Origin of the sequence: Glycomyces sp. TRM65418 (assembly GCF_019710475.1) — a bacterium.
Lineage (GTDB): Bacteria > Actinomycetota > Actinomycetes > Mycobacteriales > Micromonosporaceae > Glycomyces.
In genome coordinates, this window is record NZ_JAJFAX010000004.1 from 111309 (window position 1) to 135095 (window position 23787).

At 69.9% G+C, this 23787-nt stretch carries 25 protein-coding genes; 20 read left to right on the forward strand and 5 right to left on the reverse strand.

What is annotated here, in order from left to right; genetic code table 11:
* The first annotated feature begins 118 nt into the window (after window positions 1–118).
* From K3N28_RS10840 to K3N28_RS10875, 8 genes are all read left to right on the forward strand, one after another.
* The gene (locus tag K3N28_RS10840) at window positions 119–1462 is read left to right on the forward strand and encodes a DUF6350 family protein (RefSeq protein WP_228092548.1); all 1344 of its coding nucleotides are present in this window, start codon (window positions 119–121) and stop codon (window positions 1460–1462) included.
* A gap of 28 nt (window positions 1463–1490) precedes the next feature.
* Window positions 1491–2147 (forward strand): phosphoribosylglycinamide formyltransferase, encoded by a 657-nt coding sequence (purN, locus tag K3N28_RS10845; protein WP_374209751.1) that lies wholly within the window; start codon window positions 1491–1493, stop codon window positions 2145–2147.
* A 191-nt stretch (window positions 2148–2338) separates the two neighbouring features.
* Window positions 2339–2977 carry a VanZ family protein gene (locus tag K3N28_RS10850; protein WP_228092550.1) on the forward strand — a complete coding sequence of 213 codons (639 nt, stop codon included), beginning with the start codon at window positions 2339–2341 and terminating at the stop codon, window positions 2975–2977.
* A gap of 118 nt (window positions 2978–3095) precedes the next feature.
* The gene (gene purH, locus K3N28_RS10855; protein WP_228092551.1) at window positions 3096–4661 is read left to right on the forward strand and encodes a bifunctional phosphoribosylaminoimidazolecarboxamide formyltransferase/IMP cyclohydrolase; all 1566 of its coding nucleotides are present in this window, start codon (window positions 3096–3098) and stop codon (window positions 4659–4661) included.
* A 771-nt stretch (window positions 4662–5432) separates the two neighbouring features.
* A complete protein-coding gene (locus K3N28_RS10860; protein ID WP_228092552.1) occupies window positions 5433–5882 on the forward strand; it encodes a hypothetical protein in 450 nt (149 codons plus the stop codon).
* 33 nt (window positions 5883–5915) lie between these two features.
* Window positions 5916–6638 carry a WXG100 family type VII secretion target gene (locus tag K3N28_RS10865; protein ID WP_228092553.1) on the forward strand — a complete coding sequence of 241 codons (723 nt, stop codon included), beginning with the start codon at window positions 5916–5918 and terminating at the stop codon, window positions 6636–6638.
* A complete protein-coding gene (locus K3N28_RS10870) occupies window positions 6635–6859 on the forward strand; it encodes a hypothetical protein (protein ID WP_228092554.1) in 225 nt (74 codons plus the stop codon). Before K3N28_RS10865 ends, K3N28_RS10870 begins: the two co-directional genes overlap by 4 nt.
* Window positions 6843–7502, forward strand: coding sequence for a hypothetical protein (locus K3N28_RS10875; protein ID WP_228092555.1), 660 nt, complete (start codon window positions 6843–6845; stop codon window positions 7500–7502). The genes K3N28_RS10870 and K3N28_RS10875 overlap by 17 nt, the downstream gene beginning before the upstream one ends.
* Window positions 7503–7693: 191 nt before the next feature.
* Here the strand turns inward: K3N28_RS10875 and K3N28_RS10880 are convergent, their stop codons facing one another.
* Together K3N28_RS10880 and K3N28_RS10885 are read right to left on the reverse strand one after the other, a co-directional pair.
* On the reverse strand, window positions 7694–7966 hold the full coding sequence (locus K3N28_RS10880) for a hypothetical protein (RefSeq protein ID WP_228092556.1): 273 nt from the start codon (window positions 7964–7966) through the stop codon (window positions 7694–7696).
* Complete coding sequence (locus K3N28_RS10885; RefSeq protein ID WP_228092557.1) at window positions 7963–8964, reverse strand: hypothetical protein; 1002 nt, start codon at window positions 8962–8964, stop codon at window positions 7963–7965. Before K3N28_RS10885 ends, K3N28_RS10880 begins: the two co-directional genes overlap by 4 nt.
* Before the next feature lie 281 nt (window positions 8965–9245).
* On the opposite strand from K3N28_RS10885, the gene K3N28_RS10890 reads away from it, so the two are divergent.
* Genes K3N28_RS10890 through K3N28_RS10900 form a run of 3 tightly spaced genes read left to right on the forward strand, consistent with a single transcriptional unit; the run spans window position 9246 to window position 12095 of the window.
* Window positions 9246–9569: a hypothetical protein gene (locus K3N28_RS10890; RefSeq protein ID WP_228092558.1), complete on the forward strand. Its 324-nt coding sequence runs from the start codon at window positions 9246–9248 to the stop codon at window positions 9567–9569.
* Between the two features lie 19 nt (window positions 9570–9588).
* The gene (locus K3N28_RS10895) at window positions 9589–10326 is read left to right on the forward strand and encodes a hypothetical protein (RefSeq protein ID WP_228092559.1); all 738 of its coding nucleotides are present in this window, start codon (window positions 9589–9591) and stop codon (window positions 10324–10326) included.
* Window positions 10327–10328: 2 nt separating this feature from the next.
* Window positions 10329–12095: a hypothetical protein gene (locus tag K3N28_RS10900; protein ID WP_228092560.1), complete on the forward strand. Its 1767-nt coding sequence runs from the start codon at window positions 10329–10331 to the stop codon at window positions 12093–12095.
* Between the two features lie 224 nt (window positions 12096–12319).
* On the opposite strand, the gene K3N28_RS10905 is transcribed toward K3N28_RS10900, so the two are convergent.
* Complete coding sequence (locus K3N28_RS10905; protein WP_228092561.1) at window positions 12320–12649, reverse strand: hypothetical protein; 330 nt, start codon at window positions 12647–12649, stop codon at window positions 12320–12322.
* Window positions 12650–12845: 196 nt separating this feature from the next.
* Here K3N28_RS10905 and K3N28_RS10910 point away from each other — a divergent pair, with 196 nt between their 5' ends.
* Window positions 12846–13193: a zf-TFIIB domain-containing protein gene (locus K3N28_RS10910; protein ID WP_228092562.1), complete on the forward strand. Its 348-nt coding sequence runs from the start codon at window positions 12846–12848 to the stop codon at window positions 13191–13193.
* A gap of 43 nt (window positions 13194–13236) precedes the next feature.
* Here K3N28_RS10910 and K3N28_RS10915 read toward each other — a convergent pair whose 3' ends face one another.
* Complete coding sequence (locus tag K3N28_RS10915; protein WP_228092563.1) at window positions 13237–13836, reverse strand: 2'-5' RNA ligase family protein; 600 nt, start codon at window positions 13834–13836, stop codon at window positions 13237–13239.
* The gene (gene trpS / locus K3N28_RS10920; protein ID WP_228092564.1) at window positions 13836–14852 is read right to left on the reverse strand and encodes a tryptophan--tRNA ligase; all 1017 of its coding nucleotides are present in this window, start codon (window positions 14850–14852) and stop codon (window positions 13836–13838) included. The genes K3N28_RS10915 and trpS overlap by 1 nt, the downstream gene beginning before the upstream one ends.
* Before the next feature lie 103 nt (window positions 14853–14955).
* Between trpS and K3N28_RS10925 the strand changes: the two genes are divergently transcribed.
* The 8 genes from K3N28_RS10925 to K3N28_RS10960 all read left to right on the forward strand — a co-directional run bounded on the left by K3N28_RS10925 (window position 14956) and on the right by K3N28_RS10960 (window position 23784).
* A complete protein-coding gene (locus tag K3N28_RS10925; RefSeq protein ID WP_228092565.1) occupies window positions 14956–15768 on the forward strand; it encodes a DeoR/GlpR family DNA-binding transcription regulator in 813 nt (270 codons plus the stop codon).
* Complete coding sequence (galT, locus tag K3N28_RS10930; RefSeq protein ID WP_228092566.1) at window positions 15765–16874, forward strand: galactose-1-phosphate uridylyltransferase; 1110 nt, start codon at window positions 15765–15767, stop codon at window positions 16872–16874. The genes K3N28_RS10925 and galT overlap by 4 nt, the downstream gene beginning before the upstream one ends.
* Window positions 16871–17842: a UDP-glucose 4-epimerase GalE gene (galE, locus tag K3N28_RS10935; RefSeq protein ID WP_228092567.1), complete on the forward strand. Its 972-nt coding sequence runs from the start codon at window positions 16871–16873 to the stop codon at window positions 17840–17842. Before galT ends, galE begins: the two co-directional genes overlap by 4 nt.
* A gap of 153 nt (window positions 17843–17995) precedes the next feature.
* Window positions 17996–19156 carry a galactokinase gene (galK, locus tag K3N28_RS10940; RefSeq protein ID WP_228092568.1) on the forward strand — a complete coding sequence of 387 codons (1161 nt, stop codon included), beginning with the start codon at window positions 17996–17998 and terminating at the stop codon, window positions 19154–19156.
* 101 nt (window positions 19157–19257) lie between these two features.
* Window positions 19258–19605, forward strand: coding sequence for a hypothetical protein (locus K3N28_RS10945; RefSeq protein ID WP_228092569.1), 348 nt, complete (start codon window positions 19258–19260; stop codon window positions 19603–19605).
* Between the two features lie 211 nt (window positions 19606–19816).
* Window positions 19817–20902: a BMP family protein gene (locus tag K3N28_RS10950; RefSeq protein ID WP_228092570.1), complete on the forward strand. Its 1086-nt coding sequence runs from the start codon at window positions 19817–19819 to the stop codon at window positions 20900–20902.
* 30 nt (window positions 20903–20932) lie between these two features.
* A complete protein-coding gene (locus K3N28_RS10955) occupies window positions 20933–22504 on the forward strand; it encodes an ABC transporter ATP-binding protein (protein ID WP_228092571.1) in 1572 nt (523 codons plus the stop codon).
* A complete protein-coding gene (locus tag K3N28_RS10960; protein WP_228092572.1) occupies window positions 22501–23784 on the forward strand; it encodes an ABC transporter permease in 1284 nt (427 codons plus the stop codon). Before K3N28_RS10955 ends, K3N28_RS10960 begins: the two co-directional genes overlap by 4 nt.
* The last annotated feature ends 3 nt before the right edge of the window (window positions 23785–23787 follow it).

A 23787-nucleotide genomic window follows, 5' to 3' on the forward strand; every position in this document is an offset into this window, starting at 1 on the left:
TCGCGGACATCCTCGCATTGCGAAGCCGTGGACGGGAACCGTCCTCGACGTGCCCGGCTGTGACAGACTGGTCGGCGTGGAGCGACGACCGAACCGACGCCCTGGCAGAACAGGGTCAGTGCAGCGAAGCACCGTGCGCATCTCCACGGCCGCGCCCGGCGACGCCCCGCCGGCCGCGAGCCGCACCGCCGACACCGCAGTGGTCGACACCGCGGCGTCCGTGAAGCGCGCCAAGGCGAAACGCCCGCGAACGCTCTTCGCGTCCGCGCTCGCCACCACGGTCTGGTGCGCCACGGTCGTGTTCACCCCGATCCTCGTCGTCGTCATCCTCGGCTGGTGGCAGGCCGGACGCGAAGGCGCCGTCGCCGCGGTCGCGGCCGCCGCCGGGATCGCCTGGCTCTCCGGCCACGGCGTCCCGGTCGACATCGGACCGATCCACCTGAGCGTCGCCCCGCTCGCGCTCACCGCCCTCATCGCCTGGCGCCTCGCCAAGGCCGCCGCGGGGACCACCCGCGCCATCGGCGGCCGCGACGCCGCCGCCGTGCGCGCCGCCGCAGGCGTCGTCAGCATCCTCTACACCGGACTCCTCGCCGGGGCCGTCGCCTTCTGCAACACCGGCCCCTTCGGGGTCGACATGCTCCCCGCCCTGCTGCACGCCGTCCCGCTCATCGCCGTGGCCACCGCCTTCGGCGCGGCCCGCGAAGCCGGGATCCTCCCGTGGGGCGCCGCCTCGGTGTGGCTCCGGCGCGGCCTGCGCACCGGCATGATCACCGCCGGGGCGCTGCTGGCCTGCGGCGCGGCCGCCACGGGCGTCGCGTTCGCCGTCCGCGGCCCGCTCGTCGCCGACACGCTGCGCCTCTACGGACCCGAGTCCTGGATCGTCGCCCTCCTGGCCCTGATCTACCTGCCGAACTGCGCCGTGTGGGCCGCCGCGTACATCACCGGGCCCGGCTTCGCCGTCGGCGCCGGCACCGCCGTGCAGGCCGAGATGGTCGAACTCGTGCCGCTCCCGGCGTTCCCGGTCTTCGCGGCCGTCCCGAACGGCCCCCTGCCCTCCTACGCGACGATCCTCATCGGACTGCCGCTGATGCTCGCGGCGGTCTTCGGCGTCATCCTCACCTACCGGTCCCCCGACCTGCGCGTCCCGCGCATCACCACCGCCGCCACGGTGGCCGCCGCGACCGCCGCGGTGGTCCTCGGCGGCCTCGCCCACCTCTCGGGCGGCGCGGCCGGGCAGCACCTCATGGCGGACCTCGGCCCCGACCCGCTCGCGGTCGCCGGAATCGCCGCGGCGCAGTTCGTCATCGGCCTCGTCGGATCCGCGCTCATCGCGCGCCTGTTCGCCGTGCACCGCCGCGCCGCCGAATCCGAGCTGGTGCGGAGGGACACGGTGGTCATCCCCGAACCCGCTTCCGGCCGCGACGACGCGTTACCGTACTCCCGTGACCACTGCGCCAATTGACGGCTCGCCAGCATCGCCGAAGGGGCCAATTGACGGCTCGCCAGCATCGCCGAAGGGGCCGACCGACGGCTCGCCGGCATCGCCGAAGCGGCTCGTCGTCCTCGTCTCCGGCTCCGGCTCCAACCTGCAGGCCCTCATCGACGCCTGCGCCGACCCCGCCTACGGGGCCGAGGTCGTCGCCGTCGGGGCCGACCGCGAGGGCACCTACGGCGCCGAACGGGCCGCCGAGGCCGGCGTCCCCACGTTCGTCCACCGCGTCAAGGACTACCCGACGCGCGAGGCCTGGGACGAGGCCCTGACCGCCGAGGTCGCCTCGTACGAGCCCGACCTGGTCGTCTCCGCCGGATTCCTGAAGCTCTGCGGCCCGCGCTTCCTGGCGACCTTCCCCGGCCGGTACATCAACACGCACAACTCGCTGCTCCCCGCGTTCCCGGGCATGAACGGCCCCGGCGAGGCCCTCGCCGCGGGCGTGAAGCTCGCGGGCGCGACCCTGTTCATCTGCGACTCGGGCGTGGACACCGGCCCGATCATCGCCCAGTGCGCCGTCCCCGTGGAGGACGACGACACCGTCGACACGCTGACCGAGCGCATCAAGGAAGCCGAACGCGCGCAGCTGGTCGAGTCCGTGGGCCGCATGGTCCGCGACGGCTGGAAGGTCGAAGGCCGCCGAGTCCGCCTCGGCTAGCCCGCCTCCCCTCAAGCAAGAGGCGGACAACGACATCCGGGCCCCGCTGTCGGCGGGTTCGTTCGGAAGTGACGACGGTCGAGCGCCGGCCCCGAACTGGTTGGCGACTGCGCCGCTGATACCACCTTCACGGCATCGGCGAGCCCGATCGCCGGAGCGCCGTGTCGGTGCAGTCCGGCTAGGGTCGCTGCATGACCGCTCCCCTCGCCGTCAACGCGCTCGAGACCGCCACCGTCCTCGTCTCCTTCGCCCTGGCGCCGCTGGCGTTGCTCCTCGCCTGGGGGCTCGCGTCCTTCCGGGTCCGTCGCGGCGTCCCCTCCGGAACCGCTTGGCGCCGCTCCGTCGCCGAGGTCGGGATGGTCGCCGGGACGCTGCCCTGGCTCTTCCTCGTGCTCACGCCCCGCGGCGGCTCCGGCGGCGTCCAGCCCGTGCCCTTCGCCGACCTCATCGACCTGGCCTCCGCCGACCCCCGCACCATCGTCGAGCAGCTCGTCGGGAACCTGCTCCTGTTCTTCCTCGCCGGCGTCTTCGTGCCGCTGCGGTTCCGCGTCGGCCTCCTCGCGGTCTTCCTCGGCGGGGCCCTCGGGGCCGCACTCGTCGAGACCGCCCAGTTCGCGTTCGGCACCGGCCGCGTCGCCTCGATCGACGACGTCCTCCTCAACGCGATCGGCGCCCTGCTCGGGGCCCTCGCCTCGCGCCGCTGGTGGCGGGGCTCACCCTCGCGCGTCGCGCCGACGGCCGAATCGACCGTGTTACGCTCGGCTGGTCGCGACTGGCGAGTGACGTCTTTCGAGGTTTCCCGTGGCACGGACCGGGCAGCTCGTTGTTGAGGGGAAACCTCCCGAGACGGTCGCAGGTGGAGCACCACCAGGGAGCGGCACTGCTGAACCTGTTACTGCGGTCGAACGCCTGGGCCGCAGTCATTACTCGATCAGGAGCAGTGCATTCATGTCTGAGCGGAAGCGCATCAAGCGAGCCCTCATCTCGGTCTTCGACAAGACCGGCATCGTCGAACTGGCCGCCGATCTCCACACGGCGGGCGTCGAACTCGTCTCGACCGGCTCGACCGCCGCGCGCATCAGCGAGGCCGGCGTCCCCGTCACGAAGGTCGAAGGCCTCACGGGCTTCCCCGAGATCCTCGACGACCGCGTCAAGACCCTCCACCCGAAGGTCCACGCCGGCATGCTCGCCGACGTCCGCCGCGAGTCGCACCGCGCGCAGCTCGCGGAGCTCGGCATCGACGCCTTCGACCTGCTCGTGGGCAACCTCTACCCGTTCGCGGCCACGGTCGCCTCCGGCGCGGGCTTCGACGACATCGTCGAGAAGATCGACGTCGGCGGCCCCTCGATGGTCCGCGGCGCGGCCAAGAACCACGCCAACGTCGCGGTCGTCGTCGACCCCGCCGACTACGCGCTCGTCCGCGAGGCCGCCACCGAAGGCACCACCGCCGCGCAGCGGCTCCGCTTGGCCGCCAAGGCCTTCGCGCACCTCGCCACCTACGACGCCGCCGTCGCCACCTGGCTCGCCGAGCAGGTCGACGGCCCCGAAGGGGAGCAGTCCGCGGACGCCGGACTCCCCGACTTCCAGGCCGTGCCGATGACCAAGCTCGCCGACCTGCGCTACGGCGAGAACCCCCACCAGCCGGCCGCCGTCTACGCCGCGCCCGGCGCGCCCGGTCTCGCGCAGGCCGAGCAGCTCCACGGCAAGGCCATGAGCTTCAACAACTACACCGACGCCGACGCCGCCTGGCGCGCCGCGCACGACTTCACCGACCCGTGCGTCGCGATCATCAAGCACGCCAACCCGTGCGGCATCGCCGTGGGCGGCTCGATCGCCGAGGCCCACCGCAAGGCCCACGAATGCGACCCGGTGAGCGCCTTCGGCGGCGTCATCGCCGCCAACGCCGAAGTCGACGCCGAGGCCGCCGCGCAGATCGTCGCGATCTTCACCGAGGTCGTCGTCGCGCCGTCCTTCACCAAGGAGGCGGTCGCGATCCTCTCGGCGAAGAAGAACCTCCGCCTCCTCCAGGTTCCCGAGTGGGCCCCGGCCGACGTCGAGCTGAAGCCGATCTCGGGCGGGGTGCTCGCGCAGCGGCCCGACCGCATCGACGCCGACGGCGACGACCCGGCGAACTGGACCCTCGCCACGGGCGACGCCGCCGACGCCGCGACCCTCGCCGACCTCGTCTTCGCCTGGCGCGCGGTGCGCGCGGTGAAGTCCAACGCGATCCTCCTGGCCGCCGACAACGCCTCGGTCGGCGTCGGCATGGGCCAGGTCAACCGCGTCGACTCGGCGAAACTCGCGATCGAGCGCGCGGGCGAGCGGGCGACCGGTTCGGTCGCGGCCTCGGACGCGTTCTTCCCGTTCGCCGACGGCCTGCAGATCCTCATCGACGGCGGCGTGAAGGCCGTCGTCCAACCGGGCGGCTCCGTCCGCGACGAGGAAGTCGTCTCGGCCGCCAAAGAAGCCGGCATCACGATGTACCTCACCGGAACCCGCCACTTCACGCACTGAGGCAGCAGCGAGCGAAGCGAAAGCGCCCGATCGGTACTCCGCCCCGTCAAGGAGCATCGACCGGGCGCTTCCGTCTGCGGAGCGGGGACCGCGCAGCCCTCATGCCGGCATCGCGTTCCGCGTGGCGGCCGTCTCGGGGGATACGGTCTCGCTGCCTTGACGACTTCCATGTCCATGGATTCTCGTTCCATCATCACCACACCAACCGCGACGAGCCCGCGCACCATGGACCGATATACGCCATCTGGCGGGCAGAACGGCAACGGATCGGAGGCGAGCGTCACCGAGCCGTACCCTGCAGGGATCGACGCTGAGCCGGCTCATCGACTGGCCGTGCCGCCATGCCGACTCATCGGGGACCCAACCTGGGAAGATGAGGCCGACACCGCATTGGCGCCTCGGCGGGGCTGTCGCCATTGTCGGCGGTGCACCGGCCGGAACCGTCGAGCGAGGGCGAACTCGAAGACCGGTGGTCCAATCTGCATTGGAAGCTCGCACGCTGGTCGCCTGGGCCAACGGACGTTCGTTTGCTGGGTCGACGACGAGATCGCCGGCGCCGACATCGAGTGGGTCGCCGCTCATCATCACGGCCGCGCCCTGCTCTACCCGTTGACGCCTCTCCGGGCATCACTCACCGTGGTCTCGAAGCCCTCGAGGTCCGACTCCAGGAAGCCTGAAACAGGCTCAGTACCACTATTTCGGCATAAACGCTGTAACCTCATGTAACCCCGCAACGACGCGTCCTCCCCCTGCGACCCCAGGAGTACCCGCATGCCCGAAACCCCCGGTGAAGGCGGCCAGTTCGCCGCCGATCTCTACGAGCTGTACGAAGTGGCCCAGAAGGATCTGCGCCCGCTCGCGGAGCAGTACAGCGGCTATTCGGCCGCTCTCGCCCAGTCGTCGGCCTACGAACTCGACCCGTCGCCCGTTGCCGGGGCCGCGTTCCCAGGCGGCGGCATCTTCCGCTCCGGCTCCGCGCTGCTCACCCTCCGGGACGAAGTCCAGTACGCGTTCGCTAAGAGCAGCGAGAACATCGAATCCGCAGCGGTGACGCTCACCCAGGTCGTAGAGAACTATGCGTCCACGGACGATGAGACGCAGGCGGACTTCGACTCGCTGACGGCGGAGGGCTTCACCGATGATGGAACACGGCGGCCGTCGTCTGAGCCCGTCTATCCCGAAGGCCGCAGCAACTCCGGTGGGCCGATCCCTCGGGACTGACGCAGATCTGATCGACGGCACAGAGGAGACGAAATGACAGACCCGAACACGCCGGAGGAGCTCGAGCAGGCCCTCTACGACTTCGCCGTCAAGGCCAATGAGTTGAAGGCCCTCGAAATGGCGATCGACGCCTGGAACCCGATATCCGCCGCGGCGGCGGCAGTGGGCACGGGCCTTCCGTTCCAGGCGTACTACAACGCTGCGGTAGAGGAGGTCGGCGCGGTGATCTCCAGCGGCGACTATCCGGACCTGGGCGGCATCCCCGACTTCTGCCGGAACATCTTCAGCATCGATGCCGAGCAGTTCCGGGGCGCTGCCGAACTCCTCGACGGAACGGCCATGGACATGGTCGGCCTCGAAGGAGCGCCGGGCAACGTGCTCGGAAAGATCGGTAACTGGTACGGCGACGCCGCCGAGGCGTTCGAGGAGTACTTCGCCGGGTACGGACCCGCCCAGGCGAGGCAGGCGGAGCTGTTCGCCGCTGCGATCAACGCCTGCGCCTCGATGGACGCGATCGCGACGTCCGCCAAGGAGTCGGTCGCGAGTCTGATCGCGGGCGCCAACAAGCTCGCGGACGACCTGATCAAGACGTACTGGGAGACCCAGGAGACCATGCAGCGAACGATGACGTTCGCTGTCCTGGGCGTCATCGCGGCCGGGTTGAGCGCGGGCGCCGCAGCGGGCGCACTGGCCATCGTCGGGCTGTCGGAGGCGGTGCCTCCGCGTTGGCGGGCAGCATGTATTCGTTCCAGGTGACCGAGAAGCAGTTGACCGCCAACAATCTCGAGACCTTGCTGACCTCTCTCGGGGAGCGGTTCAGTGAAGTCGAGAGTGCGATCAGAGAAGCCGACGACGAGATCTGCGAGAGCATCGACGCGCTGCGCAGTGAATGGAGCATGCGCGAGATCGCCATTCCCGCACCTCCCGGGGCCGAGGACGTCGACACGGAGAGTTTCCACCATGCCTCCAGCCTCTGACGTCTCCATGGGGCCGCGAAGGTGGGAGCCGGGTTCCAAGCGCCGGATGCTCGTCGTAGGGGGCATCGTCCTCGCCTTCCTCGGACTGTTGGCGGCCTATCCGCTCTTCAAGCAGATCGGCCTCGACTACCGGTTCGTCGCCCCCGCAGCCTGGTCGGAGGCGTGCCTCGGGGGGACCGAGACCGTCACCGGGCTGCTCGACTGGGGCGAGGCCGACGCTCCGCGCCCCGACGTCTCCAGGCTCGAGCCGTCGTACGACTCCTACCTGTGCGACTGGCGATGGCGGACGGACTCCGCCACGGACGGCCAGTCCCTCTCCATCGAGGTCAGCGTCAACGACGACCGTTCGTACGGCCCGTTCGACCCCGCGGCCGAGCAGAACCTGGGCGGCGACGGCTGGCGCATCGACTACGAAACGCTGAACGGATGGGAGCACGGCATCTGCCGCGATCGAATCACCTCGAGCGTGCCGGCCTCCTACGAGTGCGTCGCCTCCACGAGCAATCTGCGACTCGTCATCCAGAGCAGGAACCTCGACTCGGACTCGGACCTCGATCCGAAGTACTTCGGTCCGGGGGAGGTGTCGGTGGAGGATCTGACCGTGGAGGTGGGGAAGCTGGTCCGCGAGGTGTTCGAGGACTGACCGGACGCCGGCCCGAAGACGGAGAACCACCTTGGGGGAGAGATTCAGTCGGGCGTGCCGGGTACGGAGCCATCGGAGTGCCGAAGTCGCCTCCTCGACGAGGCACCGGAGTGACGCGCGGCCGACCTCTGCGGCGGGCGCCGGCGCGCTGCCCCACCGCAGCGCGCCGACTCGTCTTCAGCGGGGGAGGATCACCCGTCGCAGTCGCGGCGGACCTCGTTCCAGATGCTGACGGCTTCGGCGATGATCGATGCACTGTGGATGGTCGCCCATTCCACGTGGAGCGGCGCAGAGACGCGGAGTCCAGGAGCATCGGTGTCGAGCCCGATCACGGAGCCGAGGGCCTCGGGCTGCGTGCCGATGCCGCCGAAGGTGATGCGGAGCCGCGCCTGGTACGGGATGGCGGTGAACCGCAGCAGGCGTTCGCCGATCCACGCCGTGGCGAGGTAATGCGTGCCGTTCACAGGACCGCCGCCTCGTTGAACCCGCGCTGGGCGTCGAAGGTCTGTTCCCAACGGGACATGTATGGCAGCGGCGAGGGCCGGGGCCGGGCCTGCCGGGGCTGCTCCCGCCAGTGCGCGGCGAGCTGGGCGTGGGCGGCTTGGGCATCACTGGTCGCCGGGGCGAGCTGCGTGCCGCCGCGCGTCGGCGAACTCTCGTTCGTGCTGGGGCCCTTGATGATCGCGACGATCCACCGGAACACGCGTATGAGCCAAGAGGTCATCCGGCCGTACTCGCAGGTGAGCCCCAATGCCGTGACCTGGTGGGCGGCGGCGAGGTCGGCGGACTTGACGACGAACCGGTCCCAAGCGTCCTCGCGCATCTTCGAGAACCGGTAAGGCTCCTCGGGCGCAGCTTCGGCGTTCACCTGTTCCTCTGCCCGCGCCTCGGACCAGAAGCTCGGGCGGCTACGCGGCTGCGCCGGAGGCTGCTCGGGCACGGTCGGCAGGCCGCCTCCGCTCCCCTCATCGTCGTCGCGGGACCTGTTGCGCCAGGCGCGGGGGCGCTCCGAGCCCTGCCGGGCCGCGGAGTGCGTCGCCTCGGGCTGCTCCCACGGCGGGATCGGGTCGGGCAGTTCGCCGCGACGGTGGCGTCCGGTGCGCGGGTCCGGCCGCCAACCGGCGGTCCCGTACGGCCCGGGATCGTCGGGGTCGCGGGGCTTGCCGCCGACCTCCCACGTGTCGCCGGGACGGTGGCGCAGGTGCGGCGGCTCGTAGCGCGGCGAGGCCGGATCGGACTCGGGCGCGGCGGGATCGCACAGGTCGGGATGAGCCTGATGGCGGTAAGCCCCGGGAGTCATCGGATCGGGTGACCGATCGGCGAGGAACAGGCGGCGGCCCGCCCAGTCGTAATAGCCGTCGACGCGTTCTGTCAGACCGAGATCGGCGATGGACGGTTCGGCGGCGGAGGCGTTTCGACCTACCGGTTCCGGCGGGTTTTGGCGTAGGCTGACGCTAACCATGGAGGGTTTCCTTCCCTGGTTGGGAGGTGGGTCGCCGATCTGATTGGCGTTGGAAGGGCGACCCACCGGTCCGTTCAATTGTGCTGACATCCGCCCACTGGGCGGTCCTTTCAGGCTGGCACAAAGGTGCGACGGAATCGATTCGCGACACGCGCGACGTGCAGAAGTGTCTAGTTCTTGGCACAGGAGTATGGCATTAACTGGGGAACTGCGGTTCGTAATCGGTTGGTACCCTGGCGTTGAGCACTGAAGATCCCAAATCTCCCCCCGGAGGGCCCGCCGTGGCGCAACGCATCCTGGATCCCGAGTACCTGACCGCTTACCGCGACGAGCTGGTGGCCCGTCTCAACTTCGTCACCGAGCTGACCGGAAAACTGCAGCCCGGCAACGAACTCGGCGCCGAACCGGGCTTCGGGCTCCTCGACTCCTCGCAGGCGGCCCGGCAGCAGTACGCCCAGGCGCACCGGGACACCTGGGACAACCTGCAGAAGCTCCGCGCCGACCTCTACGGCGCGATCGTGACGCTCAACGAGTCGATGGGCCTGAGCACCGATGCCGAGGAACTGAACATCGTCGAACTCGACGCCACCGGCTCCGACCTCTAGAACCAGGACTCCCAAGCGCATGAAGCACACTTTCGCCAAGGCCGCCAAGGCCTTCGCCGCGGCAGGCGCCGCCGCGTTCGTCTTGACCGGCTGCAGCGTCATCACCGGCGAGACCGACGGCTCCTCCACCGACGATTCAGGTGAGGGCGGCGACGACCCGGTCTACACCGAAATGGCCTCCTGGAACGCCTGCGAGGTCCTGAACAATCTCCAGCCCATCACCGACTACATGGGGATCGAAGGCTACGGTTCGACCACTGCTGCAGGCGGCGAGCCGAGCAACTCGGAGATCGGCAACACCTTCGATCCCGAGGCTATTGGCTGCGGTGATCTCATCAGCGTTTCCGCGGCGGATGAGTATGCGAGCACCATGGGCGGCGGCGAAATCAAGGTCAAGATCGTTCCCACTGAGAGCGAAGACCAGGCCACGACCGCCTTTGCGGACCGCCTCGCCGCCGCAGAGTCGGCGTCGTCTCAGGGGGCCGATGCCCAGAGCGAAGAGTTCGCCGACCCCTGGGACCAGGGAACCTTGGTCTCCTGGATCGGCAGCGCCGAGAGCCCCAACCTCGAGCTCGTTGCCCGCGATGGTCAGTGGGTGTTCCACATCCAGCTGAACTACGGCGCAGACTTCGGACTTCGGAACGAAGGAACTCCGGCATACCAGTTCACCAGAGATGAACTCAACCGATGGTTCATCGATACCTACCTGCCTGAGGTCAACCAGACCATCAACGACCGGCTCGCGGAGGTTCAATAGCCATGAGCGACATCGAGTTTGCCACCGAAGACCACGCAGACCTGACCGGTCAGGACGCCATCAACAGCCAGCAGGCGAGCGCCGACGGCGCTTATCTCAGTGGCGACCCCTGCACCAACGGCGATTGCCAGAACACCCACAATCCGGCCGAAGACGCCTGGGTCAAACTCGTCTCGGCCATTCCCGTCGCCGGGCAGATCTCCAGCCTCAAGTGTGTGGCCACCGGCACCGCGGCTCCCAGCCAGGAGGAAGTCCAGTCTCTGGTCGCCCAGATCAGGCCCGCCGACCCGGACAAATATGCGCTCAAGGAAATCGCGGCCAAGTGGTTGCTCTTCAACAACGACTTCTCGGTGAACGAGGGGACGGCAGTCGAACCGATCCTGCGTTCGAAATTGTCGGAGTTGGCGAACGGCTGGCAGGGCAGCGACTTCGACGCGTTCGCCGAGCAGATGGAGGCGGTGTTCGCCAACTGCGCCCAGATCGCGAGCGACATTGGCACTGAAACCACCGGCATGGCCGGTCTGCTCAATCAAAAGGGCGACGAGATCTACAACCTCCAGGGCGCCGGCTCCGGCGAGCTGCCGTACCCCGCGCCGCAGTACTGGGTCGAGGACGAGGGCAGCCTGTTCACCGACACCAAGGTCCATGTCCGTCCTCCGTTCCACTCCGGCGAGTGCGAGATCACCGACGGGTGCTCCTGGGACGGCGAGGACGACGGCGTCAAGGGCGCGATGGAGATGGGCGGGTTCGACGGCGAGTACACGAACGAGCTGAACCAGTACGTCGTCGACCAGACCGAGTACCACTACACGCGTCTCAAGGCCGAGCATGTCAACGGCGTCGACACCACCGGCATGAACGCCTCCGAGAAGGCCGAGGCGACCACGCTGACCGCCTCGCAGGAGTCCTCGCTGCGGGCCGAGGCCCAGCGTCTGGCCGAGCAGGACGCGAACACGCGGGCCCAGCAGGACTATGAGGCCGGTTCCCAGGACTACGAAGCCCGTGCGGCCGAACAGAACGACTCGGTCACCGCCCGCTGGCAGGACGCCGAGGTCTCCGCCTCCGAGTTCACGCCGAGCGTCCAGCCCTCCGGTGAGACGACGTTCCGGGACTCGGCCGGAGACCTGGCGGGCGCCGACTACTCGCCGCCCGGCGGCGGCGACTTCAACGGCCTGCCTTCCAGTTCGGGTTCCGCGGGTTTGATCCCGCCGGAGTCCCCCACGCCCTTCGGCGGCGGCCCGACCATCCCCGGCGGCAACGGCGGCGGCTACAGCGGTGGCAGTGGCCTCGACGGTGCGAACCCTTGGGAGACCGGCGGTTCGGACGATGACGAGACCTCCGGCGGTCTGGCCTCCGGTGGCGGTCTCGGCCCGGGGGCGCTGACCGCACCGGGCGCGGGTACCGCTTTCGGCGCCGGCACGGGTGGCGGCGGCATGGGCGGCGGGGGCATGGGCCTTGGTGCCGGTGCCGGTCTGTTCGGCCCGTCCGTGGGCGGATCGAGCCCGGGCGGCGTGGGTCGCGGCAGCGGCGCGAGTGGTCCCGGCCGCGGGCAAGGCCTGTTCGGCAAGGCCGCGGGCGGCGCGAGCGGCCCCGGCGGCAAAGCCGGTGCCGGCGCGGCAGGCCGTGCGGGCGCGGGCGGCGGCATGATGGGCGGCCGTCCGGCCGGCGCGACCGGCGAGGACGAACAGGGCAGGGAGACCTGGCTGACCGAGGACGACGACATCTGGGGCCTCGCCCGTTTCAACGACGAGAACGACCCCTTCGCGTAAGCGAGACCAGGCCCGGCCCCCTGCCCGCCGGTCTGCTGCGCTGCACGGGTTCGCGTGTTCCCGGCGGCGACCGCCGACGTCCCGGCCGCGACATGCGGAGGTGGGCCGAAGCGATTCGCTCTGCGCCGTTCGGTTGGAGGACGTCCTCTTCGGACGGATCGAGCGTCTGCGCTGGGGCCTAAGGGGTTCGGACGGGCCGCACGCTGCCGTGCGGCCCGCGGGGGTCAGGAGGCCCAGACGACGCAGGTGCTCGGGACGTAACCCCACGAGTCGCCGTAGTAGTTGACGTAGGCCCACTGGTCGGTGGTCGCGCCGCAGGCGGTGTACGTGCCGCCCGGCACCAGCGCGCAGTCGGCGTCGTACGAGCGCCCGGCGACGACCGATCCGACGCTCGCTCCCACGGCGGGTTGCGCCCACACGGTGCGGTGCTCCTTCGCCACGGTCGAACAGACCGCGGCGGCGTCCGCGTCCTCGGCCTGTGCGGTCGCGGCGAAGCCGGTGGTGAACGCCGCCGCGGCGGCGACGGCGGCGAGCGCTGTCAGGATTCGTTTCACGATCCACTCCGTTTCTGTCGTTCTGCGCGGGGGTTGCCCGCGCCACGCCGACGCTTTCATGAACGGAGTGTCGCTGTCGATGCCGGAACGCTTTTAGTCAGGTTTCTTACCGGTGCCGTTCTTGCTGTGAGAACTCTCAGGCGGGGTGCCCGGTTCTGATTAGGCATCCATGGCGATTTCACGATAAGTTGATGTCATGATGCAGATGCTCTGTCCGAAATGTCAGAACCCGATGCACCAGTACGAGCGCAACGGCGTGGTCGTGGAGCAGTGCTCCGAATGCAAGGGGATCTTCCTCGACCGCGGCGAGCTCGAGCACCTGATGAACTTCGAGGCTTCCTTCCACGGCGGCGGCGCCCCCATCGCTCCCGGCGTGCCCACCGGTCCGCCCCCGCGCGAACCGCGATACGACGATCGCCGCCACGATGACCGCCGCTACGACGACCGCCGTCGCGACGACCACTACGGCGACCGCCGCAAGGACGACTACTACTACAAGAAGAAGAAAAAGAAGAGCGTCTTCGAAGACCTCTTCGACTTCTAGCGGCCCTGCACGCCGCCGGGCTGCGCCCACGGCCCCCGGCGGCTCAGCGGCTTCCCAGGCGGAAGACCGCTCTCGGCGTCCACGGCACCGGTGCGCCCGTGAGGGTGTCCGAAGTCCAGTCGCCCGGGCTCGGGTGCGTGTACAGCGTGAACGACTCGACCCGGAACTTCGCCTCGAAGCCCGCGAGCGCGTGGAACGCCGCGTCGAGCGCGACCGTCCCCACGTTCTGCGCCACCGTCACGTGCGGGTGGTACGGGAAGTTCCGCTCCCGGCGCGCCGGCCCCCGGCGGATCGCCGATTCCAGCTGCTCGCACACGGCGATCCCGTCCACGACGGCCACGAACACCACTTCGGTCACCGGCCGGAACGAGCCGGTCCCCCGCAGATGCAGGTCGAACTGCGGGAACGAGGCCGCCACCGCCGTCAGATGCGCCTGGTAGCCCTCCAGCGCCTCCGCCGGGATCTCCGTGGGTCCGAGCAGCGTCAAGTGCGCGGGTACGATCCCGCCGAGCGGGTCGCCCGAGGCGATGCGGGCGTCGTCGAGCACCTCGCGCCACGGTGAGGGCACGGGGATCGCCACCCCGATGTTGACGACCCGCCCCCGCCCGGCGCGGCCGAACGGCGCCGCTGGATCCGACGACACTAAAGCGCCACCGGCGGGTAGAACCCGACCTTCTTGTACGCCTTGGCGAGCGTGCGGGAAGCGACTTGCCGCGCCTTCTCCGCGCCCCGCGTGAGAATCCGGTCCAGTTCGGCCTTGTCGGCGAGGTACTCCTTGGTCCGCACCGCGATCGGCCCGAGCGCGTCGGCCGCGACCTCGGCGAGGTCGCCCTTGAAGTCCCCGTAGCCCTTCCCGGCGTACTCGGCTTCGAGCTTCTCCACGGTCGTCCCCCCGAGGGCGGCGTAGATGTTCAGGAGGTTCGACACGCCCGGCTTCTTCTCGGGGTCGTAGCGGACTTCGGCCTCGGAGTCGGTGACGGCGCTCTTGATCTTCTTGCGCATCTGGCCGGGCTCGTCGAGCAGGTACAGGCACCCGCGCGGGCTCGGGGAGGACTTCGACATCTTCTTCTCGGGCTCGGCGAGGTCCTTGATCGTCGCGGTCTCCTTGACGATGTAGGGCTCGGGCACCTTGAACGTCGCGCCGTAGGTCGTGTTGAACCGGCCCGCGAGGTCGCGGGTCAGCTCCAGGTGCTGGCGCTGGTCCTCGCCGACCGGGACCTGGTCGGTCTGGTACAGCAGGATGTCGGCGGCCTGGAGGATCGGGTACGTGAACAGGCCCACGGTTGTGCGTTCTTGTTTGGCGGACTTGTCCTTGAACTGGGTCATGCGGCCGGCCTCGCCGAATCCGGTCTCGGCGCCCAGGATCCAGGCGAGCATCGGGTGCTCGGGGACCTGCGACTGCACGAAGAGGGTGCATCGCTCGGGGTCGAGCCCGAGCGCGAGGAGCTGAGCGGCGCTCACGCGTGAGCGCTGGTGCAATACCTTTGGATCGTGATCGACGGTGATCGCGTGGAGGTCGACGACCATGTAGAACGCGTCCGCGGTGTCCTGCATCGCCACCCACTGCCGGAGCGCGCCCAGGTAGTTCCCGAGGTGGAACGAGTCCGAGGTGGGCTGGATCCCTGAGAGGACGCGGGGCTTGCGATCGGCAGTGGTCATGGACCGATTCTGACATCCGGGCCGAGTCGCCGACCACCCGGTATTGCGCCGCCGCCGATCCTGATGTTTAATTGTGTTGGATCTTGAGCGAAGGAGAGGCGTCATGCTGGCGCAGCAGCGACAGAGCCGGATCGCCGAACGCGTCCACCGGACCGGGGCGGTCCGCGTGGCCGAACTGGTCGAGGAGTTCGGCGTGTCCGACATGACGATCCGTCGCGACCTCGAGACCCTCGCCGACCGCGGCCTCGTCGCGAAGGTCCACGGCGGCGCCACGGCCGTCGACTTCGGCTCCACCTCCGAGCCCGGCTTCGCCGTCAAGCAGGTCCGCCAGGAGCAGGAGAAGCAGGCCGTCGCCGACGCCGCCGCCACCCTCGTCGGCCCCGGCCAGGCCATCGCCCTCTCCGCCGGCACCACCACCTGGACCCTCGCCCACCGCCTCACCGACGTCCCCGACCTCACCGTCGTCACCAACTCGGTCCCCGTCGCCGACGTCTTCTACCGCGCCGGCCGCGCCGACCAGACCGTCATCCTCACCGGCGGCGTGCGCACCCCCTCGGACGCCCTCGTCGGCCCCTTCGCCGTCGCCTCCCTGGAGAAGGTCAACGTCGACACCGTCTTCCTCGGCGTCCACGGCATGTCCGAGCGCGCCGGGTTCACCACCCCCAACCTCCTCGAAGCCGAGACCGTCGCCACCCTCGCCGCCAAGGGCCGCCGCCTCGTGGTCGTCGCCGACCACACCAAGTTCGACGTCGTCGGCATCGCCACGATCGCGTCCCTCGACGACGCCGACGTCATCGTCACCGATTCCCTCCTCGACGAGGAGGCCCGCCGGGCCCTCGCCGAGCACGTCGACCAGGTCGTGCTCGCACCCGTGCCCGACCAGGGGAAACGCCACCACACCGAGAAGAGACCATGACCGCGTTCCACATGGAGTCCGGCAGCCTCGCCGACGGCCGCCAGATCCTCTACTTCAGCACCGAACCGGAGACCGGCCGCGCCGGCCACGCCGACAAGCGCGACCTCGGCGACCGCGTCAGCGCGGGCGAACTGCGCTACGACGTGCTCCGCGACGAGTGGGTGGCCGTCTCCGCCGGACGCTCCGGGCGCCCGAACCTCCCCGTGGCCTGCCCCCTCTGCCCCAGCGACGGCGAGGAGCTCACCGAGGTCCCCGCGCCCGACTACGAGGTCGCGGTCTTCGAGAACCGCTTCCCGAGCTTCGGCGGCTTCGCCGAACCCGGACCGCCCGTCCCCGCCGAAGCCCCCGAAGGACTCGAGACCGCCATGCCCGCCTCGGGCCGCTGCGAGGTCGTCGTCTTCTCCGACGACCACGACTCCTCCCTCGTGGACCTCAGTCCCGAACGCGTCGCCCTCATCGTCCGGGCCCTCGCCCAGCGCACCGCCGAGCTCTCGGCGCGCGGCGACATCGCCCAGGTCTTCCCCTTCGAGAACCGCGGCGTCGAGATCGGCGTGACCCTCCACCACCCGCACGGCCAGATCTACGGCTACCCGTACGTGACCCCGCAGACCCGCAAGTACCTCGCCGCCGCCGAGCGGCACCGCGAGACCACCGGCCGCGACCTCTTCGACGACATCATCGAGTCCGAGAGCCGGGGCCCGCGCGTCATCGCCGAGAACGACCACTGGATCGCCTTCACCCCCTACGCCGCGCGCTGGCCCTTCGAAGTGCAGATCTACCCCAAGGAGCGCTTCGCCGACCTCGCCGAGCTGCCCGACGCGTTCATCGACGCGTTCGCGCCGCTCTACCTCGACGTCCTCAGGCGCTGCGACCGCGCGTTCCCCGGTGAGCCGATGCCGTACATGGCAGGGTGGCACCAGGCCCCGGTCGGCGAAGGCCGCGAGCTGGGGCGCCTGCGCCTCGAACTGGTCTCGATCCGCCGCGGAGCGGGCCGCGTCAAATTCCTGGCCTCCTCGGAGTCGGTCATGGGCGGATGGGTCCACGACCTCGGCCCCGAGACGTCAGCCGAGCTGTTGCAGAAGTCCAGCCTCAAAGGAGCACTGTGAAGTACCTCGTCACCGGCGGTGCCGGTTATATCGGTTCGATCGTCGCCACCATGCTGCTCGAAGAGGGCCACGAGGTCGTCGTCCTCGACGACTGCTCGACCGGCGCCGCCGAGCGCGTCCCGGCGGGGGCGACCCTCGTGCGCAAGCGCGTCCAGGACGCGGCCGAGGTCCTCGACGACTCCTTCGACGGCGTCCTCCACTTCGGCGGCCTCATCGCCGCGGGCGAATCGATGGCCAAGCCCGAGATCTACTGGGAGGCCAACACCACCGCGACCTTCGGGCTGCTGAACGCCATGCGCGAGGCGAACGTGCGCACCCTCGTGTTCTCCTCCACCGCGGCCGTCTACGGCAACCCGACCGAGGTCCCCATCAAAGAGGACGCCGCCAAGGCGCCGACCTCCACCTACGGCGCCTCGAAACTCGCCAGCGACATGGCGATCTCCTCCGAGGTCACCGCCCACGGCCTCGCCGCGGTCTCCCTGCGCTACTTCAACGTCGTGGGCGCCTACCAGGACAAGTCCGGCCTCTGGCACGGCGAGAACCACGACCCGGAGACCCACATCATCCCGATCGCGTTCGAGGCCGCCACCGGCGAGCGCCCCTCGTTCGGGCTCTTCGGCGACGACTACCCGACACCCGACGGCACCTGCATCCGCGACTACATCCACGTCGCCGACCTCGCCGAAGCGCACCTGCTCGCCCTCAGGGCCGCCGAGCCCGGGCAGCACAAGATCTACAACCTCGGCAACGGCAACGGCTTCTCCAACAAGGAGGTCGTCGCCACCGTCAAGAAGATCACCGGCGCGGACTTCCCCGTGGAGATCGGCCCCCGCCGCCCCGGGGACCCCGCCGAACTCGTCGCCTCCTCCGAGCGCGCGAGGACCGAACTCGGCTGGAAGCCCAGCCGCGAGACCCTCGACCGCATGGTCGCGGACGCCTGGGAGTACTACCGGCATGCCCGCGCCTGAACCGCCCGCCCGTCACCCACCACCGCCCGAACCGGAATGGCTTCGCCATGCTGAAACCCATCCCGTCACCCACCACCGCCCGAACCGGAATGCCTTCGCCATGCTGAAACCCATCCCGTCACCCACCACCGCCCGAACCGGAATGCCTTCGCCATGCTGAAACCCATTGACGCGCACGCCGTCGAACTGGCCGAGACCGCCGCCGCGGCCTTCCGTGCGACCTTCGGCTCCGAGCCCGAAGGCGTGTGGGCCGCGCCCGGCCGCGTCAACCTCATCGGCGAGCACACCGACTACAACGACGGCTTCGTGATGCCGTTCGCGCTGCCGTTCTACGCCGCGGCCGCCGCATCCAAAGCGGACACCTGGGAGTTCCACTCCACCTACGGCGAAGGCGCCACCGTCCGCGCCGAGGACCTCGGGAGCGCCGCCGCGGACGGCGTCGACGGCTGGGCCGCCTACCTCGCCGGCGTCGCCTGGGCCCTGAACGAGTCCGGCTACCCGGTCGCGCCCGCGCGCATCGCGATCCACTCCGACGTGCCCCACGGCGCGGGCCTGTCCTCGTCGGCCGCGCTCGAGTGCGCGGTGCTGCTCGCGCTCGCGGACCTGTACGGCCACGAGATCGACCGGCCCGAGGCCGCCCGCATCGCGCAGCGGGCCGAGAACGAGTACGTCGGCGCGCCCACGGGCGTGCTCGACCAGTCGGCCTCCCTGCTGTGCATGGAAGGCAACGTCATGTTCATGGACTGCCGGGACCTCGCGCGCGAGCAGGAGCCGTTCGACCTCGCCGCCGAGGGCCTGACGATGCTCGTCATCGACACGAACGCCCCCCACCGGCACGCCGACGGCGAGTACGCCTCGCGCCGCGCCGACTGCGAGGAGGCCGCCCGGCTGCTCGGCGTGCCGTCCCTGCGGGACGCCCCCCGGCACGCCTACCTCGACGACGACCGGCTGAGCCGCCGCCTGCGCCACGTCGTCTCCGAGAACCAGCGCGTCCTCGACACCGTGCAGGTCCTCAAAGAGGGGCTGGTGGCCCGGATCGGCCCCCTGCTCACCGCCTCGCACGTGTCCCTTCGCGACGACTACGAGGTCTCCTCGGTCGAGCTCGACTCGGCCGTCGAGGCCTCGCTCAAGGCCGGGGCCCTGGGCGCGCGCATGACCGGCGGCGGGTTCGGCGGCAGCGCCATCGCCCTCGTCGAGACCGCCGCGGCCGGGAAGGTCGAGGCCGCCGTCATCGAGGCCGCCGCCGCCAAGGGCCTGCCGACGCCGCGGGTCTTCACCGCGCGCGCCGCCGCGGGCGCCCACCGCGTCCGCTAGCGACACGCCCCGCCGGCGCCGCGCGTCACCGATGTGACTGCGATTGCGGGACCGGCCGCGCTCAGGCGCGGCCGGTCCCGTCCTCTGGAATACTCCGCCGTATGGAATTCGTCCACTTGCTGCTGCGCTACCTCCACCTGCTCGGCTTCGCCGCGGTCTTCGGCGGCTGGCTGGTCGCCCTGCTCGCCAAGCGCTTGAACGTCAACGCCGCGATGCTCTACGGCATCGCCGCCCAGCTCGCCACGGGCATCGTCCTCTACGGGATCGCCAGCGCCGAAGGCGACGCGAACCACGCCAAGCTCGGCGTCAAGTTCCTGCTCGCGCTGCTCCTCGCCGTCATGATCGCGATTCCGGCGTGGAAGAAGCGTGAAACGGTCGCGGCGGGGCACTTCTACGCGACCGGCGCGCTCACCGCGGTCACCGCCGGCGTGGCCGTCTTCTGGACCTAGCGGCCGGTCCTCCGAGGGCCCGAATCGTGACCCTTCAAGGGCCCTCGAGCTGCAATCGCGCCGTCGTCCGAGCGAAACACCTGTTCATCGCTGGTCTCAGTCATAGGATGTTTCGGTAACGAAATCGTCAAGGTGAGTGTCAAAGGCCATCGAGTGCGGCCATGATTATGCGGGTATCGACTTACCCCTTGGATTGTCAAAGGAGACCGAGATGGCTGTGAAGCCGTACAAGCTCGCCCTGGTGGGCCTTTCCGCAGTGGGCCTCGCCGCCGTTGCCGCGTGCGGTGAAGCGCCGTCCGACAGCGGCGACGACAACGCCGACGCGTCGTTCCTGGCGTGCATGGTCACCGACTCCGGCGGCGTCGACGACAAGTCCTTCAACGAGTCCTCCTGGAACGGCATGCTGGCCGCCGAGGAGGAGAACGACGACATCAAGGTCGACTTCAAGGAGTCCTCCTCGGAGACCGACTACGACCCGAACCTCCAGTCCTCGGTCGACGACGGCTGCAACTTCATCGTCGGCGTCGGCGGTCTCATGACCGAGAACGTCAACGCCATCGCCACGGCCAACCCGGACGTCTCGTTCGCCACGGTCGACGGTTTCTCCGAGGTCGAGAACGTCTACTCGATCCAGTTCGACACCGCCCAGTCGGCCTTCCTCGCCGGGTACGTCGCCGCCGCCCAGACCCAGACGGGCACGGTCGCGACCTGGGGCGGCCTCCAGATCCCGCCGGTGACCATCTTCATGGACGGCTTCGCCCGGGGCATCGCGAAGCACAACGAGGACAAGGGCACCGACGTGCAGCTCCTCGGCTGGGACGTCGAGGCCCAGGAAGGCACCTTCATCAACGGCTTCGAGTCCGCGACCGACGGCAAGAGCCAGTCGGACACGTTCATCGAGCAGGGCGCCGACATCATCTTCCCGGTCGCCGGCCCCGCCGGCATCGGCGCGCTGACCGCCGCCGCCGAGGACGACGCGGTCACCGCGATCTGGGTCGACACCGACGGCTACGAGTCCACCGACTACGGCTCGGAGATCATCACCAGCGCCGAGAAGGGCCTGGCCAACGCCGTGAAGGACTCCGTGCTCGCCGCCTACGACGCCGCTCAGGGCGGGGACGCCGTCACCGGCTCCTACATCGGGACCCTCGAGAACGGCGGCGTGTCGCTCGCGCCGTTCCACGACTTCGAGGACGACGTCTCCGACGAGACCAAGGCCGAGATCGACGCGCTGACCCAGCAGATCATCGACGGGACGCTCGTCGTCGAGTCGCCGGCCAGCCCCACCGCCGGCTAGTCGCGCGGAACGAAGCCAGAAGGACACGAATTGCGACTCGAACTGAAGGGCCTGACGAAGAAGTTCGGCTCGTTCACCGCCGACGACGACATCGACCTCGTGGTCGAGCCCGGCCAGATCCACGCCGTCCTCGGCGAGAACGGCGCGGGCAAGTCGACGCTCATGAACATGCTCTACGGGATCCTCAAGCCGACCAGCGGCGAGATCCTCATCGACGGGGAGCCGGTCTCCTTCTCCGGTCCGGGCGACGCGATCGCCGCCGGGATCGGGATGGTGCACCAGCACTTCAAGCTCGTCGGGCCCTTCAGCGTCGCGGACAACGTGCACCTGGGCCGCGAGCACACCCTCGCAGGAGGGGTGCTCGCGGCCAAGGCCGCGCGGCAGGCCGTGCTCGACGTGTCGGAGCGCTACGGCCTCCGGCTGGACCCCGACGCGATCTGCGAGGACCTGCCCGTGGGCGTCCAGCAGCGCGTCGAGATCGTCAAGGCCCTCTCCGGGCCCAAGACCGAACTGCTCATCCTCGACGAGCCGACCGCGGTGCTCACCCCGGCCGAGATCGCCGAGCTGCTCGACATCATGCGGTCCCTCGCCGAGAGCGGCACCTCGATCCTCTTCATCAGCCACAAGCTCAAAGAGGTCCAGGCCGTCGCCGACACCATCACGGTGATCCGGCGCGGCAAGGTCGTCGCCGAACTGGAGCCGACCGCCTCCGAGGCCGAGATGGCCGCCGCGATGGTCGGCCGCGCCGTCACCCTCCAGGTCGACAAGACCCCCGCCGAGCCCGCCGAGCCCCGTCTGGAGGTCAAGGACCTCACCGTCGTCAACGCCGCCGGGGTCAAGGCCCTCGACGGCCTCAACCTGAATGTCCACTCAGGAGAGATCGTCGGCCTGGCGGGCGTCGAGGGCAACGGCCAGACCGAACTGGCCCGCTGCATCCTCGGCCTCCTCAAGCCCGACGCCGGCCACATCGCGATCGACGGCGCCGACGTCCACCACCACGACCCGGCCCGGCGCATCGCCGACGGCCTCGGCTACATCCCCGAGGACCGCGGCCGCGACGGCCTCGTCACCGAGTTCTCGGTCGCCGAGAACCTCGTGCTCAACCAGTACCGCGACGAGCCCTTCGCCAAGAACGGCGTCGTCGACGCCGCCGCGGTCCGCAAGCGCGCCGTCGACTCCATCGCCGAGTTCGACATCCGCACCCAGTCACCGGACGAGCCCGCCGCCTCCCTGTCGGGCGGCAACCAGCAGAAGGTCATCATCGCCCGCGAGTTCTCCAGGCCCCGCCGGCTCCTGGTGGCCGCGCAGCCGACCCGCGGCGTGGACGTCGGCGCCACCGAGTTCATCCACAACCGCCTCGTCACCGAACGCGACACCGGCACGGGCATCCTCCTCATCTCGTCCGAACTGGACGAGATCTACGCCCTCGCCGACCGCATCGCCGTGATCTACAACGGCCGCATCGTCGGCGAGGTCGCCCCCGACACGCCCCGCGAGGTGATCGGCCGCCTCATGGTCGGCGCCGACCTCGGCGGCGACGCCGACGCCGAGACCGACCCCCGGACCCGCCCCGACGACGACGCCAATGGAGGTGACCGTTGAGCACCGACACCGCCACCCCGCCGGCCGAGCAGCCCGATGCGGCGGAGAACCCCCCGCCCCGACCCGGTTTCACGCAGCTCTTCGGCCGCTACCTGATCGAGGCCAACTCGGTCATGGTCACCGTCTACTCGCTGCTCCTGGCGTTCCTCATCGGCGCGGTCCTCCTCATCGTCTCCGACGAGAACGTCCGCTCCACCTACACCTACTTCTTCGCCCGCCCCCAAGACGCCCTGACCTCCTCGTGGATCCTCGTCCGCGACTCGTACCTGGCGCTCTTCGAAGGCGCGATCCTCAACCTGAACACCCTGGAGCGGTTCCAGGCGGGCACCGCCGAATTCGGCGACCTGCTGCGGCCGATCTCCGAGACCCTCCTGAACGCGACCCCGCTGATCTTCACCGGCCTCGCCGTCGGCCTGGCCTTCCGCGCCGGCCTGTTCAACATCGGTGCGCAGGGCCAGCTGATCTTCGGCATGCTCGGCGCGCTCGCCGTCGGCTTCAGCCTGAACCTCCCGGCGGTCGTGCACCTGCCGCTGGCGATCGTCGCGGGCGCGCTCGCGGGCGCCGCCTTCGGCGCGATCCCGGGCGTCCTCAAGGCCACGACGGGCGCGCACGAGGTCATCTCCTCGATCATGCTGAACAACATCGCGTTCTTCTTCCTGGTGTGGGCCATCGGCACCGGCTTCTTCCACTCGGAGACCAAGTCCGAACTGGTCACCAAGCCCGTCGACGAGTCCGCGACGCTGCCGACGCTGCTCGGCTGGCTCGGCGCCGGGCTGCGGGTCAACCTGGCGCTCATCGTCGGCCTCGCCGCCGCGGTCTTCACGTGGTGGCTGCTCTCCCGGTCCACCTTCGGGTTCCGCATCCGCGCCGTGGGCTTCAACGCGCACGCCTCGGCCACCGCCGGCATGCACGTCGGCCGCACCTACGCCAGCACCATGGCCTTCGCCGGCGGCCTCGCCGGCCTGGCGGGCGCGGCCCTGTCGCTCGGCGTCGGCTCCTCCGGCGTCACCACCAACACCGCCTTGGAATACGGCTTCGACGGCATCACCGTCGCCCTGCTCGGCCGGGCCCGCCCCGGCGGCATCGTCGCCGCGGCGCTCCTCTTCGGCGCGCTCAAAGCCGGGGCCCTGTCGGCCCAGCCCGACGTCCCGGTCGACATCTCGACGCTGCTCCAAGCGATCATCGTGCTGTTCATCGCCGCGCCGGCCCTGGTCAAGGCGATCCTGCACCTGCGCACCCCGCGCGGTGGCATGGTCACCCTCGAAGCGAAAGGCTGGTGAACC

Coding starts and splice junctions, on each gene's coding strand:
- K3N28_RS10900 (WP_228092560.1), top strand. CDS start 10,329: ATGAGCGACATCGAGTTTGCCACCGAAGACCACGCAGACCTGACCGGT.
- purH (WP_228092551.1), top strand. CDS start 3,096: ATGTCTGAGCGGAAGCGCATCAAGCGAGCCCTCATCTCGGTCTTCGAC.
- K3N28_RS10850 (WP_228092550.1), top strand. CDS start 2,339: ATGACCGCTCCCCTCGCCGTCAACGCGCTCGAGACCGCCACCGTCCTC.
- K3N28_RS10865 (WP_228092553.1), top strand. CDS start 5,916: ATGACAGACCCGAACACGCCGGAGGAGCTCGAGCAGGCCCTCTACGAC.
- K3N28_RS10910 (WP_228092562.1), top strand. CDS start 12,846: ATGATGCAGATGCTCTGTCCGAAATGTCAGAACCCGATGCACCAGTAC.
- K3N28_RS10895 (WP_228092559.1), top strand. CDS start 9,589: ATGAAGCACACTTTCGCCAAGGCCGCCAAGGCCTTCGCCGCGGCAGGC.
- K3N28_RS10925 (WP_228092565.1), top strand. CDS start 14,956: ATGCTGGCGCAGCAGCGACAGAGCCGGATCGCCGAACGCGTCCACCGG.
- trpS (WP_228092564.1), bottom strand. CDS start 14,852: ATGACCACTGCCGATCGCAAGCCCCGCGTCCTCTCAGGGATCCAGCCC.
- K3N28_RS10950 (WP_228092570.1), top strand. CDS start 19,817: ATGGCTGTGAAGCCGTACAAGCTCGCCCTGGTGGGCCTTTCCGCAGTG.
- galT (WP_228092566.1), top strand. CDS start 15,765: ATGACCGCGTTCCACATGGAGTCCGGCAGCCTCGCCGACGGCCGCCAG.
- galK (WP_228092568.1), top strand. CDS start 17,996: ATGCTGAAACCCATTGACGCGCACGCCGTCGAACTGGCCGAGACCGCC.
- K3N28_RS10885 (WP_228092557.1), bottom strand. CDS start 8,964: ATGGTTAGCGTCAGCCTACGCCAAAACCCGCCGGAACCGGTAGGTCGA.
- K3N28_RS10860 (WP_228092552.1), top strand. CDS start 5,433: ATGCCCGAAACCCCCGGTGAAGGCGGCCAGTTCGCCGCCGATCTCTAC.
- K3N28_RS10875 (WP_228092555.1), top strand. CDS start 6,843: ATGCCTCCAGCCTCTGACGTCTCCATGGGGCCGCGAAGGTGGGAGCCG.
- K3N28_RS10945 (WP_228092569.1), top strand. CDS start 19,258: ATGGAATTCGTCCACTTGCTGCTGCGCTACCTCCACCTGCTCGGCTTC.